This window comes from Aquimarina mycalae, from assembly GCF_029906345.1.
In the GTDB taxonomy this organism is placed as follows: Bacteria; Bacteroidota; Bacteroidia; order Flavobacteriales; family Flavobacteriaceae; genus Aquimarina.
The window spans coordinates 151,967-177,279 of sequence record NZ_JARYGY010000010.1; the positions used below are offsets into that span (position 1 = coordinate 151,967).

Annotated in this window: 18 protein-coding genes; 8 read left to right on the forward strand and 10 right to left on the reverse strand. The window is 33.2% G+C overall.

The window, feature by feature from the left end; genetic code table 11:
- Nucleotides 1-59: 59 nt before the first annotated feature.
- Nucleotides 60-518: a serine hydrolase gene (locus QBK95_RS21140; RefSeq protein ID WP_280936556.1), complete on the reverse strand. Its 459-nt coding sequence runs from the start codon at nucleotides 516-518 to the stop codon at nucleotides 60-62.
- Between the two features lie 233 nt (nucleotides 519-751).
- Here QBK95_RS21140 and QBK95_RS21145 point away from each other — a divergent pair, with 233 nt between their 5' ends.
- Nucleotides 752-2,098, forward strand: a complete 1,347-nt coding sequence (locus QBK95_RS21145) for a sigma-54-dependent transcriptional regulator (protein ID WP_280936557.1) — start codon at nucleotides 752-754, stop codon at nucleotides 2,096-2,098.
- Nucleotides 2,088-3,431, forward strand: coding sequence for a sensor histidine kinase (locus tag QBK95_RS21150; protein ID WP_280936558.1), 1,344 nt, complete (start codon nucleotides 2,088-2,090; stop codon nucleotides 3,429-3,431). The genes QBK95_RS21145 and QBK95_RS21150 overlap by 11 nt, the downstream gene beginning before the upstream one ends.
- 117 nt (nucleotides 3,432-3,548) lie before the next feature.
- On the opposite strand, the gene QBK95_RS21155 is transcribed toward QBK95_RS21150, so the two are convergent.
- Nucleotides 3,549-6,269 carry a TonB-dependent receptor gene (locus QBK95_RS21155; RefSeq protein WP_280936559.1) on the reverse strand — a complete coding sequence of 907 codons (2,721 nt, stop codon included), beginning with the start codon at nucleotides 6,267-6,269 and terminating at the stop codon, nucleotides 3,549-3,551.
- Between the two features lie 440 nt (nucleotides 6,270-6,709).
- On the opposite strand from QBK95_RS21155, the gene QBK95_RS21160 reads away from it, so the two are divergent.
- Nucleotides 6,710-7,408 carry a hypothetical protein gene (locus tag QBK95_RS21160; protein WP_280936560.1) on the forward strand — a complete coding sequence of 233 codons (699 nt, stop codon included), beginning with the start codon at nucleotides 6,710-6,712 and terminating at the stop codon, nucleotides 7,406-7,408.
- Between the two features lie 162 nt (nucleotides 7,409-7,570).
- Here QBK95_RS21160 and QBK95_RS21165 read toward each other — a convergent pair whose 3' ends face one another.
- From QBK95_RS21165 to QBK95_RS21180, 4 genes are all read right to left on the reverse strand, one after another.
- Entirely contained in the window at nucleotides 7,571-8,515 is a 945-nt protein-coding gene (locus QBK95_RS21165) for a DUF5829 family protein (RefSeq protein ID WP_280936561.1), read from the reverse strand.
- A gap of 72 nt (nucleotides 8,516-8,587) precedes the next feature.
- A complete protein-coding gene (locus QBK95_RS21170; RefSeq protein WP_280936562.1) occupies nucleotides 8,588-9,124 on the reverse strand; it encodes a hypothetical protein in 537 nt (178 codons plus the stop codon).
- Nucleotides 9,121-9,594 (reverse strand): metal-independent carbonic anhydrase family protein, encoded by a 474-nt coding sequence (locus QBK95_RS21175; RefSeq protein ID WP_280936563.1) that lies wholly within the window; start codon nucleotides 9,592-9,594, stop codon nucleotides 9,121-9,123. Before QBK95_RS21175 ends, QBK95_RS21170 begins: the two co-directional genes overlap by 4 nt.
- Nucleotides 9,595-9,827: 233 nt before the next feature.
- A complete protein-coding gene (locus QBK95_RS21180; protein WP_280936564.1) occupies nucleotides 9,828-10,136 on the reverse strand; it encodes a hypothetical protein in 309 nt (102 codons plus the stop codon).
- 401 nt (nucleotides 10,137-10,537) lie between these two features.
- On the opposite strand from QBK95_RS21180, the gene QBK95_RS21185 reads away from it, so the two are divergent.
- Nucleotides 10,538-11,806 carry a S8 family serine peptidase gene (locus tag QBK95_RS21185; RefSeq protein WP_280936565.1) on the forward strand — a complete coding sequence of 423 codons (1,269 nt, stop codon included), beginning with the start codon at nucleotides 10,538-10,540 and terminating at the stop codon, nucleotides 11,804-11,806.
- A 78-nt stretch (nucleotides 11,807-11,884) separates the two neighbouring features.
- On the opposite strand, the gene QBK95_RS21190 is transcribed toward QBK95_RS21185, so the two are convergent.
- Complete coding sequence (locus QBK95_RS21190; protein ID WP_280936566.1) at nucleotides 11,885-12,268, reverse strand: Fur family transcriptional regulator; 384 nt, start codon at nucleotides 12,266-12,268, stop codon at nucleotides 11,885-11,887.
- Nucleotides 12,269-12,458: 190 nt separating this feature from the next.
- Entirely contained in the window at nucleotides 12,459-13,850 is a 1,392-nt protein-coding gene (gene mnmE / locus QBK95_RS21195; RefSeq protein ID WP_280936567.1) for a tRNA uridine-5-carboxymethylaminomethyl(34) synthesis GTPase MnmE, read from the reverse strand.
- A 277-nt stretch (nucleotides 13,851-14,127) separates the two neighbouring features.
- Here mnmE and QBK95_RS21200 point away from each other — a divergent pair, with 277 nt between their 5' ends.
- Together QBK95_RS21200 and QBK95_RS21205 are read left to right on the forward strand one after the other, a co-directional pair.
- Nucleotides 14,128-16,566 carry a T9SS type A sorting domain-containing protein gene (locus QBK95_RS21200; RefSeq protein ID WP_280936568.1) on the forward strand — a complete coding sequence of 813 codons (2,439 nt, stop codon included), beginning with the start codon at nucleotides 14,128-14,130 and terminating at the stop codon, nucleotides 16,564-16,566.
- A gap of 191 nt (nucleotides 16,567-16,757) precedes the next feature.
- On the forward strand, nucleotides 16,758-17,096 hold the full coding sequence (locus QBK95_RS21205; RefSeq protein ID WP_280936569.1) for a DUF4870 domain-containing protein: 339 nt from the start codon (nucleotides 16,758-16,760) through the stop codon (nucleotides 17,094-17,096).
- Between the two features lie 64 nt (nucleotides 17,097-17,160).
- Here QBK95_RS21205 and QBK95_RS21210 read toward each other — a convergent pair whose 3' ends face one another.
- Complete coding sequence (locus QBK95_RS21210; protein WP_280936570.1) at nucleotides 17,161-18,414, reverse strand: ammonium transporter; 1,254 nt, start codon at nucleotides 18,412-18,414, stop codon at nucleotides 17,161-17,163.
- 62 nt (nucleotides 18,415-18,476) lie between these two features.
- The gene (locus tag QBK95_RS21215; protein ID WP_280936571.1) at nucleotides 18,477-18,815 is read right to left on the reverse strand and encodes a P-II family nitrogen regulator; all 339 of its coding nucleotides are present in this window, start codon (nucleotides 18,813-18,815) and stop codon (nucleotides 18,477-18,479) included.
- A 437-nt stretch (nucleotides 18,816-19,252) separates the two neighbouring features.
- Here QBK95_RS21215 and gltB point away from each other — a divergent pair, with 437 nt between their 5' ends.
- Both gltB and QBK95_RS21225 read left to right on the forward strand, forming a co-directional pair.
- Complete coding sequence (gene gltB / locus QBK95_RS21220; protein WP_280936572.1) at nucleotides 19,253-23,752, forward strand: glutamate synthase large subunit; 4,500 nt, start codon at nucleotides 19,253-19,255, stop codon at nucleotides 23,750-23,752.
- A gap of 13 nt (nucleotides 23,753-23,765) precedes the next feature.
- On the forward strand, nucleotides 23,766-25,229 hold the full coding sequence (locus QBK95_RS21225; protein WP_280936573.1) for a glutamate synthase subunit beta: 1,464 nt from the start codon (nucleotides 23,766-23,768) through the stop codon (nucleotides 25,227-25,229).
- Nucleotides 25,230-25,313 lie beyond the last annotated feature (84 nt).

Here is a 25,313-nt window from a genome sequence, read left to right on the forward strand (position 1 = left end):
CAGTTTTCTTTTAGTATTTGGTTGAGGTTTATAGGTTGTTTAATTTCGAATTCAATGATTTATTTCCAAACATATTTTATATATGGAACAACAGTTTCTTCTTTGTAATCGATATCTGTATTGATCATTAGTGTTTTGCCTATTTTGGTTTCAGGATTAAAATACATCATTGCCAAAGAGCCTTTACAAGAACCATTATGACCGATTAATAGGTCTTTAGAACCTATAAATGTCTTAGAAATAGATCCTACGTTTTGAATCGTATTGGTTTGATATTTCTTTTTATTTTTTGAATCTGAGTATCCAAAACCTTTATTATATAATATGTTGTTTTGATCAATAATAGCAACAGAAAAACCTACAAGCTCTCCATCCTTATTCGCATTGTGTAAGGTAGTGGTTAAGGAATCTTTCACTACTGAATGCATGTCGGTATTGGTCTTGTCTAAGTTTGTAGCCATTTGCTTCGAAAAAAGACCTATTAGACTTAGAACTAAAATTAAGATTGATTTGCTCATGATGATCATTTTTGTTTGATTGTGTTTTTTGATCTTATTATGTACGCTAGTTGTATAGTCAAGATGATGCCAAAAAATCAAATAGCTGAAAATCAATAATTTAGATGTTTTTGAAAAAATAAAAGTGTTCGGTTTTGATACACTTTCTGTTCGAAAACAATACACTGTAGAAAAAGGGATATTTTACTTTTTCTGTTTTTTCAAGCTGAAATTAATTGTGTAATATTGTAAGTATGGTTTTAAAGGAAGCAACGATATTAGTAATAGACGACGATATAGATGTGTTAACTGCATTACGTTTATTACTGAAACCACTTGTTAAAGAAGTAGTTGTAGAAAAGAATCCCAGTAATATTGGGACTCAAATAACTGGTAAAAAGTTTGATCTGATTATTCTAGATATGAACTTTAATGGATTGGTGAATACTGGTAATGAGGGTATTTTTTGGTTAAATGAAATCAAGAAGCAAAAATCAGATACTTCAGTTATTTTGATTACAGCCTATGCGGATATTGATTTAGCTATTCGGGCATTAAAAGAAGGTGCATCTGACTTTTTGGTAAAACCATGGAAGAATGAAAAAATTATACAAACTATAACTACAATACTCGAAAGTAAAAAATCGAAGTCAACAAACAATGGTACACTGCATAGTAATGATTCGCCTATAATAGGTGAAAGTGATGCTATTAAAGATGTATTCTTAAAGCTTAAAAAAGTAGCGCCAACAGATGCTAATGTATTGATTTTAGGAGAAAATGGTACTGGTAAAGACTTAATCGCTAAAGCACTACACGATCATTCTAATCGAAGAGATCAACCTTTTGTAAAAGTAGATGTAGGTGCTTTGACATCTAGTCTTTTTGAAAGTGAGTTATTTGGTTATAAAAAAGGAGCTTTTACTGATGCACGAGAAGATCGCAAAGGTCGTTTTGAAGCTGCCAATGGAGGTACCCTATTTTTGGATGAAATAGGCAATATCAGTTTAGGACAACAGGTTCGATTGCTAACGGTGCTTCAGAATAGAATGGTGACGCCAATAGGAAGTAATGATGCTATTCCGATCGATATTCGATTAATATGTGCTACTAATATTGATCCTAAGATATTGGCAGATGAAAAAAAGTTTAGAAAAGATTTAATTTATAGAATTAATACTGTAGATATTTTGATGCCACCATTACGTGAGCGAGGAACAGATATTACACTGATTGCAAAACATTTTATTGCTATGTATGCAGATAAGTATAACAAGAGTTCCTTTAATTTAGAAACAGGTTTTATTTCTAAACTTAAAAACCATGATTTTCCTGGTAATGTTAGAGAATTACAATATGTATTAGAACGTGCAGTGATCATGGCAGATGGGAATGTGTTAAAACCTGAAGATTTAGTGTTTTCGTCAATAGAAAGACCAACTAAATCGATCACTCCACAGAACATGAATTTAGATGATATTGAAAAAAATGCCATACTTACCGTATTAGAAAAAAATAAAGGTAATGTGTCTAAATCGGCAAAAGAACTTGGTATTACGCGTGCTGCATTGTATCGTAGATTAGACAAGTATGAATTATAACGGTTACATTTTACGTCTTGTAGTAAGAATTATAGTATTGGTTATGCTAATATATGGTTTACTATATGCTATATATATTAATACACCTGTATACATAGTACTTTCGAGTTTTTTGATTCTTTATCTATGCTATAGCAGTTATGTTTTTATAAAGAGAAGATTTATGGTTATGGATGATTTTTTTGAAGCCGTCAAATACCGTGATTTTTCTAGATGGTTTCCTGAAGATAGAGGACCAAAAGATATACGAAAACTCTATACGGGTTTTAATGAAGTAAATCGAACGATAAAAGATATAAATTCTAAGAATGAGGCGCAATATGTGTATCTACAGAAAATATTAGAAATGGTAGATATAGGGATTATAGCCTATAATTTAGAAAATGGAAATGTGCTTTGGAGCAATGATTCGTTTAGAGAAACCTTGGATTTCCCATCATTTAAGAATATACGTTTTGTAGAACGAAGAGCTCCCGAAATATATAATGTAATATTTGACTCTTACCATAGAGAGCCAGATTCTATTAGCATAGCGGTACAAAATGAAAAAATAAAAGTACTAATATCTGATACAGTATTTCAGGTAGAGGAAGATGCTTTTAAATTAATTGTGCTTCAAAATATAGACAATACATTAAATAAAAATGAATCTGAAGCTTGGAAAAAATTACTGAGTGTAATGACTCATGAGATTATGAATTCTATAGCTCCAATATCTTCATTGGCCGAAACGTTACAAAGCCATTTACAATTAGCAATAGAGAACCCTAAAGAAAATACATTAGATCTGGAAGATGTTCACGCTGGTGTAAAGACTATAAAGAATAGGAGTGAAGGATTATTAAAATTTGCAAAAACGTATCGCAGTCTTAGCAAGGTTACACATCTCAATCTAGAAAAAAGAAGAGTAACTGATTTATTCGAGACGATAAAATTATTGATGCAGCCTTCACTAGATGTAAAGAATATTGCAATTAATTTTGAAATCAAGACTCCTAAATTAGAGCTTGATATTGATAGTCATCTAATTGAACAAGTGCTTATAAATTTGGTTTTAAATGCTGTAGATGCTTGTAAAAACAGACCAGAACCGCTCATTAGAGTAATTGCAGAACAGACACCAAATAGATCGATTATTATTAAGGTATACGATAATGGAACAGGGATCCCATTAGAGATTATGGATAGTATTTTTGTTCCGTTTTTTACTAGTAAAACTACAGGAAGTGGTATCGGATTAAGTCTCTGTAAACAGATTATGTTACTTCACAAAGGTAGAATTATAGTGAATAGTAAGGAAGGAGAAGGTACTGTATTTAGCTTGGTGTTTTAGTTGAAAACTACTTTCTAATGAATATAAACTCTATTCTAGAGTTTATATTCATTAGATATATAAAACAATAAAGCCTGCTGTTTTAACAGCAGGCTTTAGATTATATTAGAAATATAATTATAAATTATTGATAGATAGTCCTATGTAGTATTGGGAACCAATAAAACCAGTACCAAGACCTGTATAGTACTCTTCTCCGCCAATATTAGTAGCTCCTACTTTAATAACACTTTTTAAGCTTTTAATTTTATAATTCATTTGTGCATCTATTACCGTAAAAGATGGTATTTCAGAAACACCAAAAGCATCTGTCCATTGAAAATCACTAGCCCATTTAAAGCTGGTATTAAAACCAAAGTTTTTAAATAAGTTTTTGTGACCAAAAAGTACTTTTACTCTATGTTCGGGAGTATTAAATAATGAGAATAAGCTAAACGTATTATCCTCATCAAACTCTTCTTTAGTAAAAGTATAGTTTACTCCAAGATCAAAATTTCCGAATATTTTACCATCAATACCAGCAATTATTCCATAAGAGTCTACATCAATAGGAGAATTAGTTGCTATGTTATATAGCTTAAAATCACCATTTGCAAGTGCTTGTATTGATTCTAGAGATCCTACTTCACCATACAAAGGAGTTATAACATTTTCTGTAGTTAAGAAATCTTTGTACATATTATAATAACCACCAACTTCAACAGAAATATTATTATATATACCTCTGTAACCTACTTCTATGGTAGTTACTTTTTCTGGCTTTACTAATGCTGTAGAAGCTTGGACTAATACTGTAGGATCAGTGGTCTGACCAAATGCTATGGCAGAACCAAGAGTATACGAATTCTCGACAGCATCTCTTCCGCTAATGGTTACAGAATTGTTACCTGTAATTAATGTTCCTGTAGGGCTAAGTTGAAAATCTCTTTGTTCACGATCTAAATTATCTTCGGCAGTACCTATGGTTATTGCCCTTACGACGTCTAATCCCATATACAAGTTTTGAGTTGTTGGGTTTCTAAAACCACTTTGATAAGAAACTCTCACATTATGATTCCTTTCGGATCCTAATGTATATCCCAAAGCTACCCTTGGTGAAATATTACCATCAAATAATTGAGACTTGTCATATCTCATGGATCCTGTAAATTTTAAACGATCATCTAAAAGTTTTTTCTGTAATTGGGCATACAACCCTATTTCAGAATATATTATTGGCCCATCAGCATCTGTAAATATTGTACCAAAAGAACGTAGACGATATTCTCTAAATGAACCTCCTACTTGGATATCAGCAAACCCTTCAGTTAAATAACTAAAATTGTAGTTTGCATCTACATGTCTTAATTGAGTTTCATCCTGAAATTTTGCTCCAGTCGTAAAATCTGGATCTGAGATTACTTGCCTAAATACTTGCTCATACTCTGGAGTTCCAGGTTCTAATCTACCAGTGTCTGCTTGAGCTCTCGCAAACTGGTGCGCTTGCTCTGGTGATGAACCAGTAGCAATTGCCGTAAAATAAGTGCCTGCATACTCTGTGAACCAAGTAGTATTATCTTTCCATCTATTATTAATATTAAATGCAGCTATTCTGGTATCATATGTACTTCTTGAATCACCACCAGAAATATAACCTCTTACAAAAAAGAAATTATTTTTTATTTCTAATTTATGTTGCTGAAATATATAGTCAGGTGCATAGAACCTATTAGCGTTTTGAAATATAACAGAACCAGTTCCTATTCTACCGTTGTATATGATTTCCAGATCATCGGCAAATGGTCTATAGTGCAATGCTCCGCTAAATTTTATATTCTCGGCATTGTAGTCAACAAGATCTCTTTCGGCATATCCAGTTCTACTTACCAAACCAATATTAGGAATATTAAAATTGATTTCATCTCCATAAATATTTACACCATCATAATTGGGGTCAGTTGCACGATTTAAAGAAGGATTATTACTGTTATCTTCATTTACAGCAAACCAATCAGTACCTTTAAAATATGTAAAGTTAGCTTTTGCAGCAAACTTATCTGAGAAGGCTTTGGCTACTCTGATTCCTACATCGGTAAAAGAATTGGTTCCAGCCGCTTCTTGTGAGGTCACTCCACTTTTTACATACGTACTTATTCCTTGATAATTAAAAGGGTTTTTTCCTTTAATAAATAAAATTCCATTAAACGCATTTGCTCCATATAAAGCAGATGAGGCTCCTGGTAATAATTCAACTGTACTAACATCTAGTTCTGAAATACCAACTAAATTACCAAGAGTAGAGTTTAAGGAAGGATAACTATTATCCATTCCATCCACTAATTGAACAAATCTCGTATTAGAAAACTCTCCATATCCTCTTGTGTTTATGGATTTATAGGTTAAACTACTAGAGTTTACTTCTACACCCTTGATATTTTCTAATCCACTATAAAAGTCAATAGAAGGAGTGTTTTTAATTTCTGTAGATCCGTAATATTCGATTCTTACTGGAGATTCAAAAATTCTTTCAGGCGTTCTAGAAGCAGAAACAACAACGACATCAAGTTCTGTACCTTCTATAAGTGTAATTAGAATTTTATCAGTACTGGAGGTCACATCGAGTGAACGAGTTTTATATCCAACATTACTGAAATAAAGAGTAACAGGAAGTTCTTCTTGAATAGTAAGAGTGAACTCTCCGTCAAAATCTGCGATAGCTCCAACCAAGTTACCTCTTAGTTTGATATTTGTCAGGGGTAAAGGTTCACCATTTTGATCAATTACTTTACCAGATAATGTAGTTTGAGAAAAAATAAAATTGCATAAAAAAACCATGCATAATAGTAATGCTTTTTTCATAGGGTTGTAGGTTTAGTTTAAAAAAATAGGGCCGTATAACAAAATCATATATTATCGAAAAGAATCGATGATGATATGTTTTACAGCATTGAAGATATAAATAAATTCTTAAATAAATATTAATTTTTTTTGATGATTCTTAAAAAAATTAACAATTTCTTTAAGAAAATCACTTCAATGTCTTGTGAATACAGGTTTTGGCAACTTTTTGAAAATATCGTTATTTCAAAATAGTGGAGTAAAGATCTTTTAAGTTGCAAACTACGGTTATAGCATAATTTAAATACGGTTTAATTGGTTTTTTAAAAATGATTACTTGTTAAAAAAAACATTCAAATTAGATTAATCTCAATGAAATGCATATAATTTTTCTAATAATACATTTTTTTTGCTTAAATAATAAATTTTCCATAAGTTTGTTAAACCCCAAAACAAAAAAAATGAAAAATATATTATGCTACCTGCTTATTGTCTTTTCTCCAGCTTTATTTGCACAATTACCGGAAACTTTATTAGAATCCATAGATAGGACCGAAATATATAGAGATTATGAAGGATCTATATATACCCATATGCGTTACAAAGACGCCAATGTAATTGATGAAAATACTGGGGCCTATAGAGCTAAGCTTAGGTATAATGCTCTTTCTGGTCAGATAGAGTATAAGAAAGGTTCTAAGTTATATACTATAGTTAAAACCCCAAAAGTACATGTAAGAATCAATAAAGATTACTATTATTATAGCAAGTTTAGAGATCAACGAGGTTTAGAAAGGGAAGGGTATTATATACTAGTAGATTTAAATGACAAATATAAAATCTATAAAAAGTATACAACCAAAATTAAAGAACCCCTGATGAGTAATGTTATTGTAAAAGAAAAGGGAAGTATGTCTATAGTATCAACCTACTATTTAGAAAAAGATGGAAACATTTTAGAATTACCCCAAAAAAATGAAGAATTACTTTCTACTTTAGGCGATTCCTCAAGTGAGTTAAAAGATTTTATAGTTGCCGAAAAAATTAGACTTAAAAAAGAAGATGATTTAGTACGACTTATTTCTAAGTATAGTGCATTAAAAAATATGAATAATGACACTTCTAAAGGGCTAATTACTAATATAGAAAATGAAAACTAATTTGTACACTTCTTGATCAACTAGCATGAATGTTTTTATGTATTACAAGATGAATTAGATTCAAGGAAAATATAATCAACTCCTGATACAATGTCTGTTTAGTATTGATAAATATAGAGATAATGTCATGGTAGGAGTGATGATAAGGATTTTTTTTGATTTTCAAGGGTTATTAATATGTAGTTCATCGAAGTTCCAAATAGATTTGGTTCCTTGATTGGTTATGGTTAGATTTCCTAATTGAGTTATACTCTGATCTTTTTCATTGAGTTCACAGATGATCCGAGTAATTCTGCTATATTCAATTTCTTTTGATGGTTTTATATGTACGGTAACATCACCACCTTTGATGATAAGTGTTTCACCGTTTTTCTTCAAAAGTTTACATCGTAAATATCCTAACTCTTGGGCAATACGAAGATAATCTTCAGGGGTACACGTCAAGTAAATCTCCTTTATGCCATTAAAAAGTTTATGGTCTGTGTAGGTTGGTTTCAGAAATGCTTCCCTCGAATATAATGGATGATGTTTTCCATAGAGATTATCTAAAAAAACTGGATTATAAAAGCCATACCAAGTATGCAAGGCAGTTCCTGGGCTTGGTGTATAGAATGCTTTAAACCAAGTATGTTGACGTCCAGCTAATGGCATCTGTACAGTTTCTGAGGCATACAAAAATGAATCCTTGGCGGCTTTCATTTTAGGTTGCACCTCCATATGAAAATGTTCACCTCTATTTTGGAGCGAAAAACCGATTCCACTTTTTCCTACAGGTTCATTATAGCTGTTTTTAGGACTCAGAATTTCAATATAGTGTTGATGTCCACGCAAATAACAGGTGGAAGAATGATCAGGAACTGGAGCGAAGTCTGGTAATCCAAGATCAAAAGAAGCATAGGTGTTTTTCCATTGGCTATCTTTTGTTAGTTTTGCATATGTAATACTATCCACGACTACATATAAATGATCTAACAGTACTTTGGATACTTCTTTATGAAAAAGAGCATCAATCTTCTTTCTATCTATACTATCAGGAACATTTTCTTTTTTTGTATGATCACATGAGGCAAGGATTACTAAAATAGAGATGATAACGGCATTTTTCATGATTTACGTTATTTAATTGATTCGAACTTTATTTTATTTTGAGGAAAACATTACCTACAATCAACATTTTTTTTAGTTTGAGGACAACGTGCCATACAACAGTACTTTATTCTCTATTGTTTTTGGGGGATAAAAAACTTCGTTGTCGGGATGATATACAAAACTTTGGGTAATGATTTTGTGTTGTTTTATCATTTTTCCGAGTAAGAAAGTTTCAAGAATATTTTTTTGTTGCTTTTGTAAATGGCGAGAGGCCAAAAGCATTATCCTTAAAATTGGATGACTTTGATTGAGAAAGTAGTCAGGTAATGTTTTGTCTAATTTCAGTAAGGTATCATAAACTGTAAAAAGCGGTTCACTATTAGGCTCCAGTGCTTCCTGATAAAAAAGATTACTGTATTTGGTTACAAAAACAACTTGTGTAATTTTTTGGTTTTCTATCAAGGTTATCAGGTTTTTTTGAGTGGTAATGTCCCAATTAAAACTAGCCCCAAGGGCCGTATAGAAAAATGCTTTGGTATTACAAGTTTGACTCAAAATACTTTCTATATGGTCCGTTGGGCAGATAAGAAACAGACAGTTTCCCGATTCTAGTTTGTTAAAACTCATACACTTTCTACTACATTAAATGGTAAAGACGAATGATGCACATCTATTTTTAATGTTCCGTTATTAGTTTTAATATATCCAAAAGTGTATTCTACTTTTGTTTCTATACCATTGGTATCTGTAAAAAAATAATTCCCCATCGCTAATGCTCTATTTTCTTCTAAAATTAGAGCTGAGTTTTCGAATCTAACTTTGGTCCATGGCTGAAGAGCAAAACCTTTGTCCTCAGTATATTTTGAATTATCACCAATAAAATAAGAGATTGCTCCTTCCTTATCGATTCTAAACTGTTTCATAGCCGCTTTGGTTGGTTTGAATAATACTTCTTTATTGTCAAAATCGTAGCGTTCGTTTACAAAGCTCTTAGTATAGGAATCACATTGCGTCTTATCGGATTCTAAAGTTCCAATATGAACAACACCTTGACCCCATACTTCTTGAGCGTTTTCTACTTCTTGTTTTGTAATCATGATTTATGTTTTAAAAGATTGAAAAATAATTTGTTTGATATATATTATAAGTTTAAGAGTTCTCAGAAAAGATCAGAGAATTTCTTGTGAGATAATTAAATGGATAGTATCAGAAAATATCCTAAAATGAACAGAAGGATATAGCGTAATGTAATTCTGAATAATTTATTTCGAATAAGTAAGATTGATCTATCCGATGCATTTCGAACTAGTAAAATAAATAAAGCACTATGCTATATTAAAAAACCAGGAGGAGGCTTGTTAAGAATGTACTTCGGAAGTGTAATACAATTTTGTGAAGTCTTATAACCAAAATTAACTTTAACTTCGGTTATGATCATTGAAGATTTAGGTTTGATTTCTACAGTAGTATTATTAAGAATAGGTGTAATCTTTGGAGAAGCCACAATAATTTCACATAATTCGCAATGTATTTGATCATCATCGTCAAAAAAATGAGTATAGGAATGTGCATCAACAATTCTAACAACTAGAAAAGTCAACAGAAAAAAAAGAATCGTTATATTTTTTTGTCTATTCATGACTTAAAAACATTAATTTATCCAATATCTCAGTTTTAAACTATTGATTACGATACTATAACCTTGGTTTTGTTTAAGTAATAAAAACATATTGATTAACATTATTAATCAGTTTAAATTGACAAAAAGGTTAAATTATAGTTAAGATTTGTTAAACCCTGTTAATAATTTAAGTTGTCAAAATGGTACTTTTCTTACAAAATTAACGTGAAAAATTTTTCACATTAAAAACACCGCAATATACCATTTTTATTAAAGCAACAACGTTGCAATAAATGTTTTTTTTCGTAAGATATTTTCCTTCTTTATTCTGTTATTTAGCAACTTGACATGTGGTTTTGCCATAGTTGTTTATTTATTTGAATTTATACATTTGGGATCTAACACAAATTAAACTCAATATGAAAAATTTAAGTAAACTAGCTTTAGGCACGATGCTTTCAGCGCTTGTAATCACTTCATGTCAAAATGAAAACTTCTCTGAAGGAACTGTTGAAAGTATTGTAGAACCTACCAGTACAGAAGGAAAAATAATTCCTGGTCAGTATATCGTGGTTTTTAAAGATTCTAAAATTCAACCAGCTTCCAAAGCTTTAGAAAAAAGAGTTTTTTCTAGTAGAGAAGAAAAAGCAAAATCTGTTAGAGACATCTCTGATGTATCTATCAAAAAAATGAACTCTATCTTATCAGAAAACGATTTAGAACAATCAAAAGTTTTGGATTATTACACAACTAAGATTTCTGGGATGGCTATTCAACTTGGAGACGATGATTTTCAAAAATTGTCTAAGGATCCTAATATAGCTGCTATAGAATATGATAGAGTAGTAGAATTACCAAAATTCGAAGTAGAAGAAGTTATCTCAGGAGAAGTATCTCAAAAAATGGCTCAGCAAACTCCTTGCGGTATCAATCGAGCTGGAGGAGCAACAAATGGAGCTGGTAAAGATGAATGGATTTGGGTAATTGATAGCGGTATTGATTTAGACCATCCTGATCTAAATGTAGTTACAAATTCTACGTATGCAAGGTCTTTTGTAGGAGGATCTCCTAACGATTGTAATGGGCATGGAACACACGTAGCTGGAACTGCTGCAGCTATTAATAATAACATTGGTGTTGTAGGTGTTTCTGCTGGAGCAAGTGTTGTACCAGTAAGAGTTTTCGGATGTAATGGTAGTAGTAGTACTTCTACAATATTATCTGGAATAAATCACGTTGGACAATATGATCTGGCGGGAGATGTTGCTAATCTTAGTTTAGGTGGTTTCTTTGGTTCGGGATGTGCTAATAATTCATCATATAGAAGTGCTCTAATAGCACTAGGAAATGCAGGTACTCGAGTGGCTATTGCAGCAGGTAATAGTAGCGCTAATTCTGTTAATTATCAACCAGCTTGCGTTAATGGAACTAATATATATACGGTTGCTTCAATGACTTGTAATAGAGGATTTTCATCTTTTTCAAATTACAATATGAACCCTATTGATGTGATTGCTACAGGTAGTAGTGTAAGAAGTACATATTTAAATGGAGGTTATGCAACACTAAGCGGAACTTCTATGGCATCACCTCATGTAGCAGGAATCATGCATGCGAGAGGAAATGGACCTAGAACATCTGGTACAGTAAGTAATAGAGGAGAAAACTACCCTATCGCTGTAAGATAAAAGACATTTGTCATTTTTTTACTTATGTTGAATATGTGTAAATACGAAACCGTTAGTTGGAGAGCTGGCGGTTTCACTTTATTTACATTTATTACAAACACCAATGACTAAAAATTGAGTTTCCTGAATAGTAAACCCTTCTAAATTAGGAATATGTAGTGTATTAGGCTGACAAGTTACTTCATTGCATATTTGACATTCAAAATGTATGTGATTATGAATTTTATGAGAAGTTCCACAACCATCGCAAAGCGCATAATAAGCTTTACCGTTTTTGCCCGTTATAAAATGAACTTCTCCTTTTTCTGTAAATCTATCTAAGATCCTATAAATAGTTGTTTTGTTTACTTTTATAGGCATAGCAGACATAATATCTTCTGCAGACATCGTATGTTGCGTTCTAGATAGAATTTCTTTCACAAGATTTTGTTTTTCAGTATTTCTTGTTTTTTTAATTTCCATAATATAATATTCACACTCCTTTTTACAATATCTAAAGTAATGATTACAATTTTAAATATAAGCAAAGAGATTTTTTTAATCACTTAAAGCTTACAAATACCCCGTTTGAACTGCCTAAAAACGAGTGGTAAAAGAAATCTTAATGTATAATATTCAAGTGAGGATAGTTAAAATTAAATAATATTGTTAACTACTTCCCGATACAGAAATTAGCGAATATATTACCTAATAAATCATCAGAAGTAATCTCACCTGTAATTTCACCAAAGTGATATAGGGCCTGACGGATATCTATGGCCATTAAGTCTCCAGATAACCCATTGTCAATACCATATTGTACTTTTTGGATTTCTTCAAGAGCTTTTAATAAAGCATCATAGTGACGAGAGTTAGTCACTATGGTTTCATCATTACGTAGAGCTCCAGTATTTACAAAATCTAAAAGTTTATTTTGTAATGCTTCTACGCCTAGGTTTTGTTTGGCAGATAATAGATGGATATTATCAATTTCTGACGTTAATGAAGAAATCTGAGTTTCATCAAGTTTATCAACCTTATTAGCAACAACAATTAGGGGTTTTTGAGGATATTTATTCTTTATCTTACCAATTTCCGTTTTTAATTGTTGCAAACCATCAACCGTCAACTCAGAACTATCCACTAAATAAATAACCACTTGCGCTTGCTCAATCTTTTCAAAAGTTTTTTTAATCCCAATACTTTCTACTACATCTTTAGTATCTCTAATACCAGCAGTGTCGATAAATCGAAATCCAATTCCACCTATATTGATTTCATCCTCTATAGTATCACGAGTAGTCCCAGCAATGTCTGAAACAATGGCACGCTCTTCATTTAGTAAGGCATTTAATAAAGTAGATTTACCCACATTAGGTTCCCCAACAATAGCAACGGGAATTCCATTTTTAATAACATTTCCTACCGCAAAAGAATCAATCAGTCGCTTTAGAACTTTGGTGATACGAGAAATTAAATCCTGAAACTGTGTTCTATTGGCAAACTCTACATCTTCTTCTGCAAAATCTAACTCTAATTCGATAAGAGATGCAAAATTGAGAAGTTCATCACGTAGTTTTTTGATTTCATTACTAAAACCACCACGCATTTGTTGCATAGCGATCTGATGAGAAGCTTCAGAATCTGAGGCAATTAGATCGGCAACTGCTTCTGCTTGTGATAAATCAAGTTTTCCATTAATAAAAGCTCGTAGCGTAAATTCACCTGCATTGGCAATTCTACAACCTTTGCGTAATAATAGTTGAATAATTTCTTGTTGAATATAACTAGATCCGTGACAAGAGATTTCTACCGTAGGTTCACCTGTATAAGAATTTGTTCCTTTAAAAAGAGATATCAATACTTCATCCAAAACCCGCTCATCATCTTTTATGTGTCCTAAGTGAATCGTATGACTCTTTTGCTTATTTAAATCTTTTCCTCTAATTGAATGAAATAAAGGAGCGCAGATGCCGATAGCATCTTTTCCAGAAACTCTTATTACAGCAATTGCACCTGCTCCAGCAGGAGTCGCCAAAGCAACTATAGTATCTTGTGATATCATATTTTAATAATGAAAGCACAAAAATAGACATAATATAAGTTTTGATTTTTAATTTAGAGTTCAAACTTTTTTTGTAGACAATGTTTTCTTCCTTACTTTTATAGTTTGGGTAGAGATTTTAAGTAATCTCTAATGAAAATTAAGCGGAAATAAGGTAGATGTGATTCAGTAATTACTGGATTATGTTTATATGGAATATTTGTATAAGGCATAACCAACCTTCTACTTAGTAGATTTAGTAACTAAATTAAATATCTATATTAAAACCTTTATTCTTATGAATTTTCATAACACAAACTCATTTAATGGCAGGGTACTGTTATTAAAACAAAAGATCACTGTAGCCGTCTGCGCAGTATTTCTTTTTCTTCCTTTTATCAATAATGCTCAAACAGATGAACTGGCAAGACATTATAGTCCTTATAATGTAACTTTAAAATCGGATTCGGGAATCCAAAAAAATGGCATCGAAACCGTTACTCAAGAAGTTTCTGAAAAAGGAGCAACTTGGTTACGTTTATTTTTTAAAGATGTAAACCTAGGCAATAATAGCACCATTACAATTACATCTCAATTAGATGGAGCGACTCAAATCTTAACTTCTAGCACTATTAAAAATTGGAATAATTCTAGTGCTTACTTTAATGGTGATGCTGTTACGGTTACCTTATCAATAGCTTCAAGTGATAGATCAGTAGGGGTAAATATTTCTGAGTTAAGTGTTGGGGAACTCGATCCTACTATAAAATCCCAGTGTGGATCTAATGATGATCGAGTGGATTCTAACGATGCAGCAATAGGAAGAATCGTTCCCATTGGATGTACAGGTTGGATTATTACTAACGGTCGATTGGTGACTGCAGGACATTGTGTGGGTAGTAGAGCTGAGATAATCGAATTTAATGTACCAAAATCGAATCCTGATCGAACTATTGTTCATCCAGGACCAGAAGATCAATATCCAATAGGTAATTTTGTATCTCCTTATCCTAATAGCCCAAGCCAGGCTAATGACTGGGCAGTTTTTGAAGGTTTTGCTAATTCTCAAACTGGTCTAACGCCGATTTTAGGACAAGGTGCATCATATAATGTAGTGCAGGATGCACCAGGATCAAATATTACAATTACTGGATTTGGAACCGATACAGGAATCGACAACCAAACACAGCAAATCCATACTGGACCACTTAGTTCTACAACCAATACTTTTGTTCGATATAGAACAGACACTACTGGAGGAAATTCTGGAAGTCCAATTATTGATACGGCTACAGGAAACGCTGTAGGTGTTCATGCGTATGGAGGCTGTTCTGGATCTGGAGGATCTAATTCTGGAGAAAGAGCAACGATTCCAGCATTTTGGAATGCAATGGGATTAGGAACGCCACCACCACCACCTGTAGAGGAATGCTCTGGAAATCTTTCTTCTTTTCCATATAGCGAAAGTTTTGAAGGATCGCTGGGAGCTTGGTCGCAATCCACTACCGATGATATTAATTGGACGGTAAATTCTGGAGGAACACCTTCTAATAGTACAGGTCCTAGTGGAGCTGTAGATGGTAGTTCATATATTTATGTAGAAGCTTCAGGTAATGGTACAGGATATCCTAACAAAGTAGCTATCTTAAACTCTCCTTGTATCAATTTTAACGGAGTATCATCTCCGACATTAAATTTTCAGTATCATATGTTAGGGAGTAATATAAACTCACTTGCTGTAGAAGCAAGAACTGATAATTCTGGAAATTGGACAAGTGTATTTAGTAGATCAGGAGTTCAAGGTAGTAACTGGAATACTGCTTCTGTAGATCTTTCGGCGTATGCTGGCGAAGGAAGTGTTCAGTTGCGTTTAAATGTAGTAACCGGTAATGGTTCTCAAGGATGGCAAAGTGATATAGCGATTGATGATTTAAGTATTACCAATGGTGGTACGCCACCTCCACCAGCATGTGATTCGTTAGATTTTAATGATTTTACAATTAACGGTTTTTCTAACCAAGATGCTGCAGGGAATTTCTCAATAGTAAATGGAGGAAGCGGTATATCAATGCAAAATAATACGTGGAAATATATTGCACTTAATTATACAGTAACTTCTAATACAGTGATTGAATTTGATTTTAGTAGCACTAGTCAAGGAGAAATTCACGGTGTTGGTTTTGAAAATGATAATTCATTAACATCAAGCAGGTATTTTAAAGTTCACGGAACACAGAATTATGGAGTAACTAATTTTGATAATTATTCAGGTGGAACTACAACCTATGTGATTCCTGTAGGTAATTTTTATACAGGTTCGATGGATAGATTAGTATTTATTAATGATAACGATGCAGGAAGTGGGAACAATTCTATATTTTCTAATGTGAAAATATATGAAGGGTCTTGTGGTCAGTCTGCTACTTCAGAAAGTATAATAGCTAGTTTAGAATCTGCTAATGCTATATTAGGGGATGAGCCAGAAGGTGTTTTTTCTGATATAAGAATCGCACCAAATCCAACTAGTAATAATTTTTCGATTTATCTTAATCAATATGTAAAAGAAGCTAAAGCTACGGTATTCTCTATTTTAGGTAAAAAACAAGCTGTGATTCAATTACAATCAGGAGTAAATACGATTTCTACACGTAATCTATCTCTAACGCAAGGGATATACCTGATTAAGATCGAAAGTGATGGAGAATCAGCTACTCAAAAATTGATAATCAATAACTAAAAACAAAAACAGATATAGATATTAAATTTAGTTTTAAAAGCATTCTAAGAGTTTTCTTAGAATGCTTTTGTTTTTTAAAATTTATTGTTTTTTAACTGTAACGTTTTGCCAATAATTACGTCATATATGTAAAGAGTGCTAATTTTATTAGCAATTTTTAAACAATCATCAATCAAAAAATCAAAGAAATCATGAGACAAGACAGATCATTATTAGTTATTACTCACTTATCTCAGTTATTAGATTTAGTAACTGGGTTTGGAGGGTTTGTTGTTCCATTAATACTATGGTTAACACAAAGAGAACAGGTATTAGCAATGGATAACCACGGAAAATCAATTATGAATTTTCAGATTAGTATGTTTATCTATGCGATAGTTTGCGTACCATTAATATTATTATTCGGATTAGGAATTCTGGGATTGATAGTAATAGGTATCTTGTGTTTAGTGTTTCCTATAATTAATGCGATCAAGGCTAGTAATGGAGAAGAACCATCATATCCGTTATCTATGGAGATTATAAAATAATTGAATAAATAAAAAAGGGCGATTAATTATCGCCCTTTTTTTATAACAAGAATTTAATTTAATTCTAATGTTGATTAAGTCTGAAATCTGGATATGCATCCATTCCATGTTCGTGACCATCAAGACCATCAATTTCTTCTTTTTCAGATACTCTAATTCCTATAGTTTTCTTTAATGTGAAAATTATAATAAATGAAGTTAGTATACAGAATCCTCCAGCTGCTAATACTCCAACTCCTTGTACAAGAAACTGATCAAAACCAGCTTTGGCACCAAAGATTCCGACAGCTAATGTTCCCCAGACACCACAAATTAAATGTACCGCAATTGCACCAACAGGGTCATCTAATCTTAATTTGTCTATTAAAGCAACGCCAAATACAATAATCGCTCCAGCAATTGCTCCAATTAAGACAGCATCTGTAGGACTCATTTGATCTGCACCTGCGGTAATTCCTACTAGTCCTCCTAGGATACCGTTTAAGAACATGGTTAAATCATAATTTTTATAAAGTAATGTTGATACTAGAAATGCAACAACTCCTCCAGCAGCAGCAGCCAACGATGTGGTAACTAAGGTAAGTGATGTACCAGCAGCATCTGCAGAAAGTACCGAACCACCATTAAATCCAAACCATCCTAACCAAAGAATCAGGACACCAGCAGCAGCTAATGGAATATTATGACCAGGAATCGCCTGAGGTTTGCCTTCAGTACTAAATTTACCAATTCTAGACCCTAATAACCAAACAGCAACTAATGCCGCCCATCCTCCTACAGAATGTACTAATGTAGAACCTGCAAAATCATAAAACCCTTCAGCTTCACCAATCTGGAATGATGATAAGAATCCACCTCCCCATTGCCATGAACCTACAATAGGATATACTACACCTACATATACGATGGTGAAAATCATAAATGCTCCAAGCTTAATTCTTTCTGCAACGGCTCCAGAAACAATAGTAGCAGCAGTAGCAGCAAACATTCCTTGAAACAAGAAGTCTGTCCAATAGGTGTATCCTTCATTATATGTTAAGTCTAAAGCTCCATCAACAACAGGAGAACTTAATCCAAAACCTGCAAATCCAAGGAATCCTGCAGCACCTTCTTCAAATCCTGGGTACATTAAATTAAAACCTACCAAACAGTATAGTAATAACCCTACACATATGATAAAGACGTTTTTGAAAAGAATATTAATTGTGTTTTTTTGACGAGTTAATCCAATTTCTAAAAAAGAGAAACCTAAGTGCATGAAAAATACTAGTGCAGTACACACCATCATCCATACATTGTTTATAGTTAACATTTCCATTGTATAATTGACTATTAAAAGTTATTTTTTTGTTTTTAGTTGGTAATTTGTGTTAGTGGTGGTTAGGATAATGTAGAGCCTCCTTTTTCAGAAGTACGAATTCTGTACGCTTCTTTAATATCAGATACAAAGATTTTTCCATCTCCAACTTCACCAGTTTTTCCTGCTTCAAGGATAGCTGATATAGCAGCTTCTTCGAATTCATCATTTACTACAATGGATAAAAAACGTCTTTGGATATCTGTGGTACTATAAGAGATTCCACGGTATACATGTCCTTTTTGTTCGTTACCTACTCCAGTAACATCCCAATAAGAAAAAAACGTTATTCCTTTTTCGTGCAACGCTTCCTTTACAACACGATATTTTGATCTTCTGATGATTGCTTCTATTTTCTTCATAAAGACTGAAAAGTTAAAATTAATGTTAAATTCAATTCAAAAGTATGTTAATTACTTTTTAGCATCCAAATTTTATAGGGTAATCACGTAATTTTTATCATTTTGCAATATTTACCCCCTAAAAAATTAGGGGTATTTATTTTTTATTGAATAAAATGACAATTTCATACTGGGGTTTTTGTCTTTTTTTACGAAAACGTTTTCATTAAAATTCAACAACTATCATTGAACTAAAATCCCTTAGTTTATTGAAGGTTTTTGTGCAAAATAGCGTTATTAAATTCGTAATTAGAAGTCGTTATTTTAGGATTATAATACTCAAATAGTACTTTTTTTATTGAGCTCAGAAAAGTGATGTTCGATACACTGTTTTTCTTTTTACTTACTTAAGGTTTTGTTAATTTCAACAACTTGAAACACTTTAGATCAGAAACAATATGAAGAAACAAGGAATGTATCTGCCAGAATTCGAACACGACGCATGTGGTGCCGGATTTATCTGTAGCTTAGAAGGGAAAAAGTCTAATGACATTATTCATAAGGCACTTGAGATTCTTGAAAAATTAGAACATCGAGGAGCAGTAAGTTCTGATGGGAAAACAGGAGATGGAGCGGGAATACTGATAGATATTCCTCATGATTTCTTTGTAGAGAATTGTACGTTTGATTTACCAGAAGCTGGTGAATATGCAGTGAGTAATGTATTCTTACCAAAAAAAGAAAATCAAAGACAATTTTGTATTGATACATTCGAAAAAAATATTACCGATCAAGGTCTTAAACTTTTAGGATGGAGAGATGTACCTGTGGATACGGTTCATTTAGGTGAAATCGCAGCAACTACAGAGCCTTTTATAAGACAAATATTTATTGGTAAGCATAATGCAGAGCAAAACTATTTTGACTTCAACCTAAAATTGTTTACCGCTCGTAAAGTTACAGAGCATACTATATATAGTTCTAAGTTATCTGAAAGCAAATTTTTCTATGTGCCAAGTTTGTCTACAAAGACACTTATATTTAAAGGACTTCTAATGCCTGAGGATATTAAGTTGTACTATACGGATCTTATGGACCCTAAAGTAGTAACTAGATTAGCCTTAGTACACCAACGTTTTTCTACAAATACATTTCCTACTTGGGATTTGGCACAGCCTTTTAGATATATGTGTCATAATGGAGAGATCAATACTTTAAGAGGAAATGTAACCAGAATGCGTTCTAGAGAAGAATTACTAGAAAGTAATTGGTTTGGAGATGATATTAAAAAGGTATTACCAGTTGTATTAAGGGGAAAATCGGATTCTGCATCTATGGATATGGTGGTGGAGTTATTATTAATGACAGGAAGATCTCTTCCAGAAGTAATGATGATGATGGTTCCCGAAGCTTGGGAAAAGAATCCTGAAATGTCTGAAGCTAAAAGAGCATTCTACGAATATAATTCTTGTGCTATGGAACCATGGGATGGTCCTGCATCGATACCTTTTACTGATGGAAATTATATAGGTGCTGTATTAGATAGAAATGGATTAAGACCTTCTCGTTATACTGTAACAAAAGATGGATATGTAATTATGTCTTCTGAAACGGGTGTGGTAGATATCGCACCAAGTAATTTGGAGTTTCACGGTAGATTAGAACCAGGAAAAATGTTCTTGGTTGATATGAGCGAAGGAAGAATTATTAATGATGAAGAAATAAAAGAAGAGATTGCGGCCAAGCATCCTTATAGAGAATGGATCGATACTAATTTAGTACATCTTAAAGATATTCCTTATAATGATTGCCCATTGTTTTTAGGAGAAGAAACAATAGCAAAACGTAAAGAAGTATTTGGTTATACCCAAGAAGATATAGATACCATCATTGTACCAATGAGTCAATTGGCAAAGGAGCCTATTGGTTCTATGGGGTCAGATACACCGATTGCAGTACTTTCAGAACGATCACAATTAATTTATAATTACTTTAAGCAATTATTTGCACAGGTAACAAATCCTCCATTAGATGGAATTCGTGAGGAATTGATCACAGATATTAGTCTTACTTTAGGATCAGATTACAATATTTTCGACATTAATGAAAAACACTGTAATAAACTAAAAATTCAAAACCCTGTAATTTCCAAAGAAGATTTAGATAAAATCAAAACATATGCAGATAAAGGCTTTAAAGCTACTTCTGTTCCTATGTTGTATAATATTAATAGAGGACTTAATGGATTAGAAGATGCATTAGAAATAATGTTAAATAAAGTTTCTGAAGAAATCGATGAGGGAAGCAATATTATAATTCTTTCTGATAGAAACGTAAGCAAACATAGAGCTCCGATTCCAGCATTATTGGCCTGTTCTTTTGTAAATAGCGGTTTGCAGAAATTAGGGAAGCGTTCGCAAGTTAGTATTATTATAGAATCTGCAGAACCTAGAGAAGTTCATCATTTTGCATTATTATTCGGTTATGGAGCAAGCGCCATCAATCCATATATGGTAAATGAAATTATAAAGGAACAGATCGAAGACAAAAATATAACGGATTTAGAAGCATTAGAAGCAGTAACAAATTATAATAAAGCTGTAGGTAAAGGAGTGCTGAAAGTAATGAACAAAATAGGAATCTCTACGTTGAATTCTTATCGAAGTTCTCAGCTTTTTGAATGTATCGGGATTAATACCCAAGTAGTAGATAAATATTTTCCAAATACAGCCACTAGAATCCAAGGTATTGGATTGTATGAGATAGAAAAAGAAATAGCAAAGCGTCATAAAAGAGCATATATAGAGAGAGAAGTAGATGCAGCATTAGATCTTGAAATTGGAGGTCAATATAGATGGAGACGTAATGGTGAAAAACATCAGTTTAATCCATTATCTGTAGCCAAACTTCAGAAGTCTGTGAGAGATAATGATCCTAAGACATATAAAGAATATGCTAATTTAATTAATAAGCAGTCTAAAAGTTTAATGACCATTCGTGGATTATTAGAATTTTCTAATTATGACCCAATCCCATTAGACGAAGTAGAGCCTTGGACAGAGATTGTAAAACGTTTTAAAACGGGAGCAATGTCATATGGATCTATAAGTCAGGAAGCTCATGAAAATCTAGCCATAGCCATGAATCGTATTGGAGGGAAGAGTAACTCTGGAGAAGGAGGAGAGAATCCATTACGTTTTTATAAGGATGTAAATGGCGATTGGAAAAACAGTGCGATTAAACAAGTTGCTTCTGGTAGATTTGGAGTATCCTCAAATTACCTCACCAACGCTTCAGAGATACAAATTAAAATGGCGCAAGGAGCAAAACCAGGAGAAGGAGGACAGTTGCCAGGTCCTAAGGTAAATCCTGAAATAGCAAAAACGCGTAATTCTACGCCATATGTAGGACTGATTTCTCCACCTCCACATCACGATATTTATTCGATTGAAGATTTATCTCAGTTAATTTATGATTTAAAATCGGCGAATAGAGATGCTAGAATTAATGTGAAGCTAGTATCAGAAGTAGGAGTAGGAACTGTTGCAGCTGGTGTTGCTAAAGCAAAAGCAGATGTTGTATTAATTTCTGGATTTGATGGAGGAACAGGAGCATCTCCGTTAACATCATTAAAGCACGCTGGATTACCTTGGGAATTAGGAATAGCTGAGGCACAACAGACGTTAGTGGGTAATAACCTTAGAAGCAGAATTGTATTAGAGTGTGACGGACAGTTAAAAACGGGACGAGATGTGGCTGTAGCCTGTTTATTAGGGGCAGAAGAATTTGGTTTTGCCACAGCTCCGTTAGTAGCATCAGGATGTGTAATGATGCGAGTATGTCACTTAAATACATGCCCTGTAGGTATTGCAACCCAAAATCCAGAATTACGTAAAAAGTTCAAAGGAAAACCAGAACACGTAGTAAATTATATGTATTTCGTTGCTCAGGAATTGAGAGAGATTATGGCGCAACTAGGTTTCAGAACTATTAATGAAATGGTAGGACAAGTGAATAAATTAGATCGTAAGCAAGCCATTGAACATTATAAAACTGCTGGAGTTGATCTTTCACCAATTCTACATCAAGTAGAAGCACCTACAGGAGTAGAAGTATATAATTCAGAGACACAAGATCACTGTTTAGGTAAATCAATTGATTTTGAGATTATTGAACAAGCACATCAGGCATTATTTAGAAAAGAGAAAACTACACTAGATTTTGATATTACAAATACTGATAGAGCAGTAGGAGCAATCCTAAGTAATGAAATCTCAAAGATATATGGATCACAAGGATTACCAGATAATACATTGAAGTTGAATTTTAACGGTGCAGCAGGTCAGAGTTTTGGAGCTTTTGCCACCAAAGGTTTAACAATGATTGTACATGGTAATACCAATGATTACCTGGGTAAAGGGCTTTCTGGAGCTAAATTAATTATCAAAGTGCCAGATGAAGCGACTCTAGTGCCAGAAGACAATGTCATTACTGGGAATGTTACCTTGTATGGAGCTACCAATGGAGAAGTGTTTATCAATGGAAAAGCAGGAGAACGATTCTGTGTTCGTAATTCTGGTGCAAAAGCGGTTGTAGAAGGAATAGGTGATCATGGATGCGAATATATGACAGGTGGAGTAGCTGTTATTCTTGGAGAAGTAGGGCGAAATTTTGGAGCAGGGATGTCTGGAGGAATTGCATATATCTATGATGATAAAAAGACATTCGAAGCACATTGCAATAAAGAAGCATTGAACCTCGATCCTGTAGAAATACAAGAAGATGTGATAGAATTAAAAGGATTGATAGAGGCTCACTATAATGCTACTTTAAGTCCGTTAGCACAACGAATTCTGGAAAATTGGGAAAGTGAATTGCCAAAATTCATCAAGATCTTCCCAGAAGAGTATAAGCAAGCTTTAAAACGATTAGAAGAAGAAAAATTAGCACAAGCATAAAACGATATTGAACATGGGAAAGATAACTGGATTTTTAGAATTTGAAAGAGAGATTGAACAGTACCAACCTGTTAAAGATCGTATAAAAGGATATAAAGAGTTTACCGTGCCAATGGACGAAAGTAAGCTAAAAGATCAAGGAGCAAGATGTATGGACTGCGGGATTCCGTTTTGCCATAGTGGTTGTCCTTTAGGAAACTTAATTCCTGATTTTAATGATGCTGTCTATAGAGGAAAATGGGAAAAAGCGACTCGAATTTTACACGCAACCAATAATTTTCCTGAGTTTACAGGGAGATTGTGTCCCGCTCCTTGCGAAGAGGCATGTGTTTTAGGAATTAATGAAGATCCTGTAACTATTGAAAATATAGAAAAAAATATTGTAGAAGAAGCTTTTAAAAATGGTTGGGTTAAAGCAAATCCTCCAGTAAGTAGAACAGGCAAAACTATTGCTGTAATAGGATCAGGACCTGCAGGTTTGGCAACTGCTCAACAACTCAATCGCGCTGGACATCTGGTTACAGTTTTCGAAAGAGATGAAAAAGTAGGAGGTTTGTTACGTTATGGTATTCCTGACTTTAAAATGGAAAAGAATGTAATCGATCGTAGAGTAGAAATTCTAGAAGAAGAAGGTATTGTGTTTAAAACGAATACTGCCATAGGAAAAGATATCAAAGCAGATGAATTGAAAGCTTCGTATGATGCAGTTGTATTATGTACAGGAGCAACAGTACGTCGTAACTTACCAGTAAAAGGCGCAGATCTTAATGGAGTAGTACAGGCAATGGATTTCTTAAAACAAAATAACAAACGTGTAGATGGAATTACAGAACTAGGAGAAGAAATACTTGCTACCCAAAAAGACGTGATTGTAATTGGAGGAGGAGATACTGGATCGGATTGTATTGGAACTTCTATTCGACACGGAGCAACTTCAGTTACTAATTTCGAAATTATGGGTAAGGGAACAATAGAACGACCTGCGAATCAGCCTTGGCCATTTTGGCCAATGCGTTTACGTACCAGTTCCTCTCATGAAGAAGGTGCAAAACGTAATTGGAGTATATCGACCAAGGAGTTTTTGGGAGATGAGCACGGTAATCTTAGAGGTTTGATTACCTCTCAAGTAGAATGGATCAAAGAAAATGGGCGTTTTACTTTAAAGGAAATTCCAAATACAGAGAAAGAATGGAAGTGTGAACTTGCTTTATTGGCAATGGGTTTCACAGGATCAGAACCTACAATTGCAGAACAACTAGGTGTTGATATGGATGCCAGAACTAATATTAAAGCTGCCGAAGATAATTATGCAACTAATGTAAAAGGTGTTTTTGCTGCTGGAGATACCCGAAGAGGACAGTCATTAATCGTATGGGCAATTGCAGAAGGTAGACAAGCTGCACATCATATAGATACCTATTTAATGGGTAGTTCAAATCTTCCTTTAAAAGGAGATGGCGATTTGCCAAGAGTTTAGTTTTTTAGAATCTAATATTCAATATTAGTGTTAATAAAAGGCTGCTAATCGCTGATTTTAGTAGCCTTTTTTTATATTGGATGT

Bases quoted from the DNA above. Each gene is read 5' to 3' on its own strand.
- QBK95_RS21140 (WP_280936556.1), bottom strand. From the start codon at position 518: ATGAGCAAATCAATCTTAATTTTAGTTCTAAGTCTAATAGGTCTTTTT.
- QBK95_RS21145 (WP_280936557.1), top strand. From the start codon at position 752: ATGGTTTTAAAGGAAGCAACGATATTAGTAATAGACGACGATATAGAT.
- QBK95_RS21150 (WP_280936558.1), top strand. From the start codon at position 2,088: ATGAATTATAACGGTTACATTTTACGTCTTGTAGTAAGAATTATAGTA.
- QBK95_RS21155 (WP_280936559.1), bottom strand. From the start codon at position 6,269: ATGAAAAAAGCATTACTATTATGCATGGTTTTTTTATGCAATTTTATT.
- QBK95_RS21160 (WP_280936560.1), top strand. From the start codon at position 6,710: ATGAAAAATATATTATGCTACCTGCTTATTGTCTTTTCTCCAGCTTTA.
- QBK95_RS21165 (WP_280936561.1), bottom strand. From the start codon at position 8,515: ATGAAAAATGCCGTTATCATCTCTATTTTAGTAATCCTTGCCTCATGT.
- QBK95_RS21170 (WP_280936562.1), bottom strand. From the start codon at position 9,124: ATGAGTTTTAACAAACTAGAATCGGGAAACTGTCTGTTTCTTATCTGC.
- QBK95_RS21175 (WP_280936563.1), bottom strand. From the start codon at position 9,594: ATGATTACAAAACAAGAAGTAGAAAACGCTCAAGAAGTATGGGGTCAA.
- QBK95_RS21180 (WP_280936564.1), bottom strand. From the start codon at position 10,136: ATGAATAGACAAAAAAATATAACGATTCTTTTTTTTCTGTTGACTTTT.
- QBK95_RS21185 (WP_280936565.1), top strand. From the start codon at position 10,538: ATGAAAAATTTAAGTAAACTAGCTTTAGGCACGATGCTTTCAGCGCTT.
- QBK95_RS21190 (WP_280936566.1), bottom strand. From the start codon at position 12,268: ATGGAAATTAAAAAAACAAGAAATACTGAAAAACAAAATCTTGTGAAA.
- mnmE (WP_280936567.1), bottom strand. From the start codon at position 13,850: ATGATATCACAAGATACTATAGTTGCTTTGGCGACTCCTGCTGGAGCA.
- QBK95_RS21200 (WP_280936568.1), top strand. From the start codon at position 14,128: ATGAATTTTCATAACACAAACTCATTTAATGGCAGGGTACTGTTATTA.
- QBK95_RS21205 (WP_280936569.1), top strand. From the start codon at position 16,758: ATGAGACAAGACAGATCATTATTAGTTATTACTCACTTATCTCAGTTA.
- QBK95_RS21210 (WP_280936570.1), bottom strand. From the start codon at position 18,414: ATGGAAATGTTAACTATAAACAATGTATGGATGATGGTGTGTACTGCA.
- QBK95_RS21215 (WP_280936571.1), bottom strand. From the start codon at position 18,815: ATGAAGAAAATAGAAGCAATCATCAGAAGATCAAAATATCGTGTTGTA.
- gltB (WP_280936572.1), top strand. From the start codon at position 19,253: ATGAAGAAACAAGGAATGTATCTGCCAGAATTCGAACACGACGCATGT.
- QBK95_RS21225 (WP_280936573.1), top strand. From the start codon at position 23,766: ATGGGAAAGATAACTGGATTTTTAGAATTTGAAAGAGAGATTGAACAG.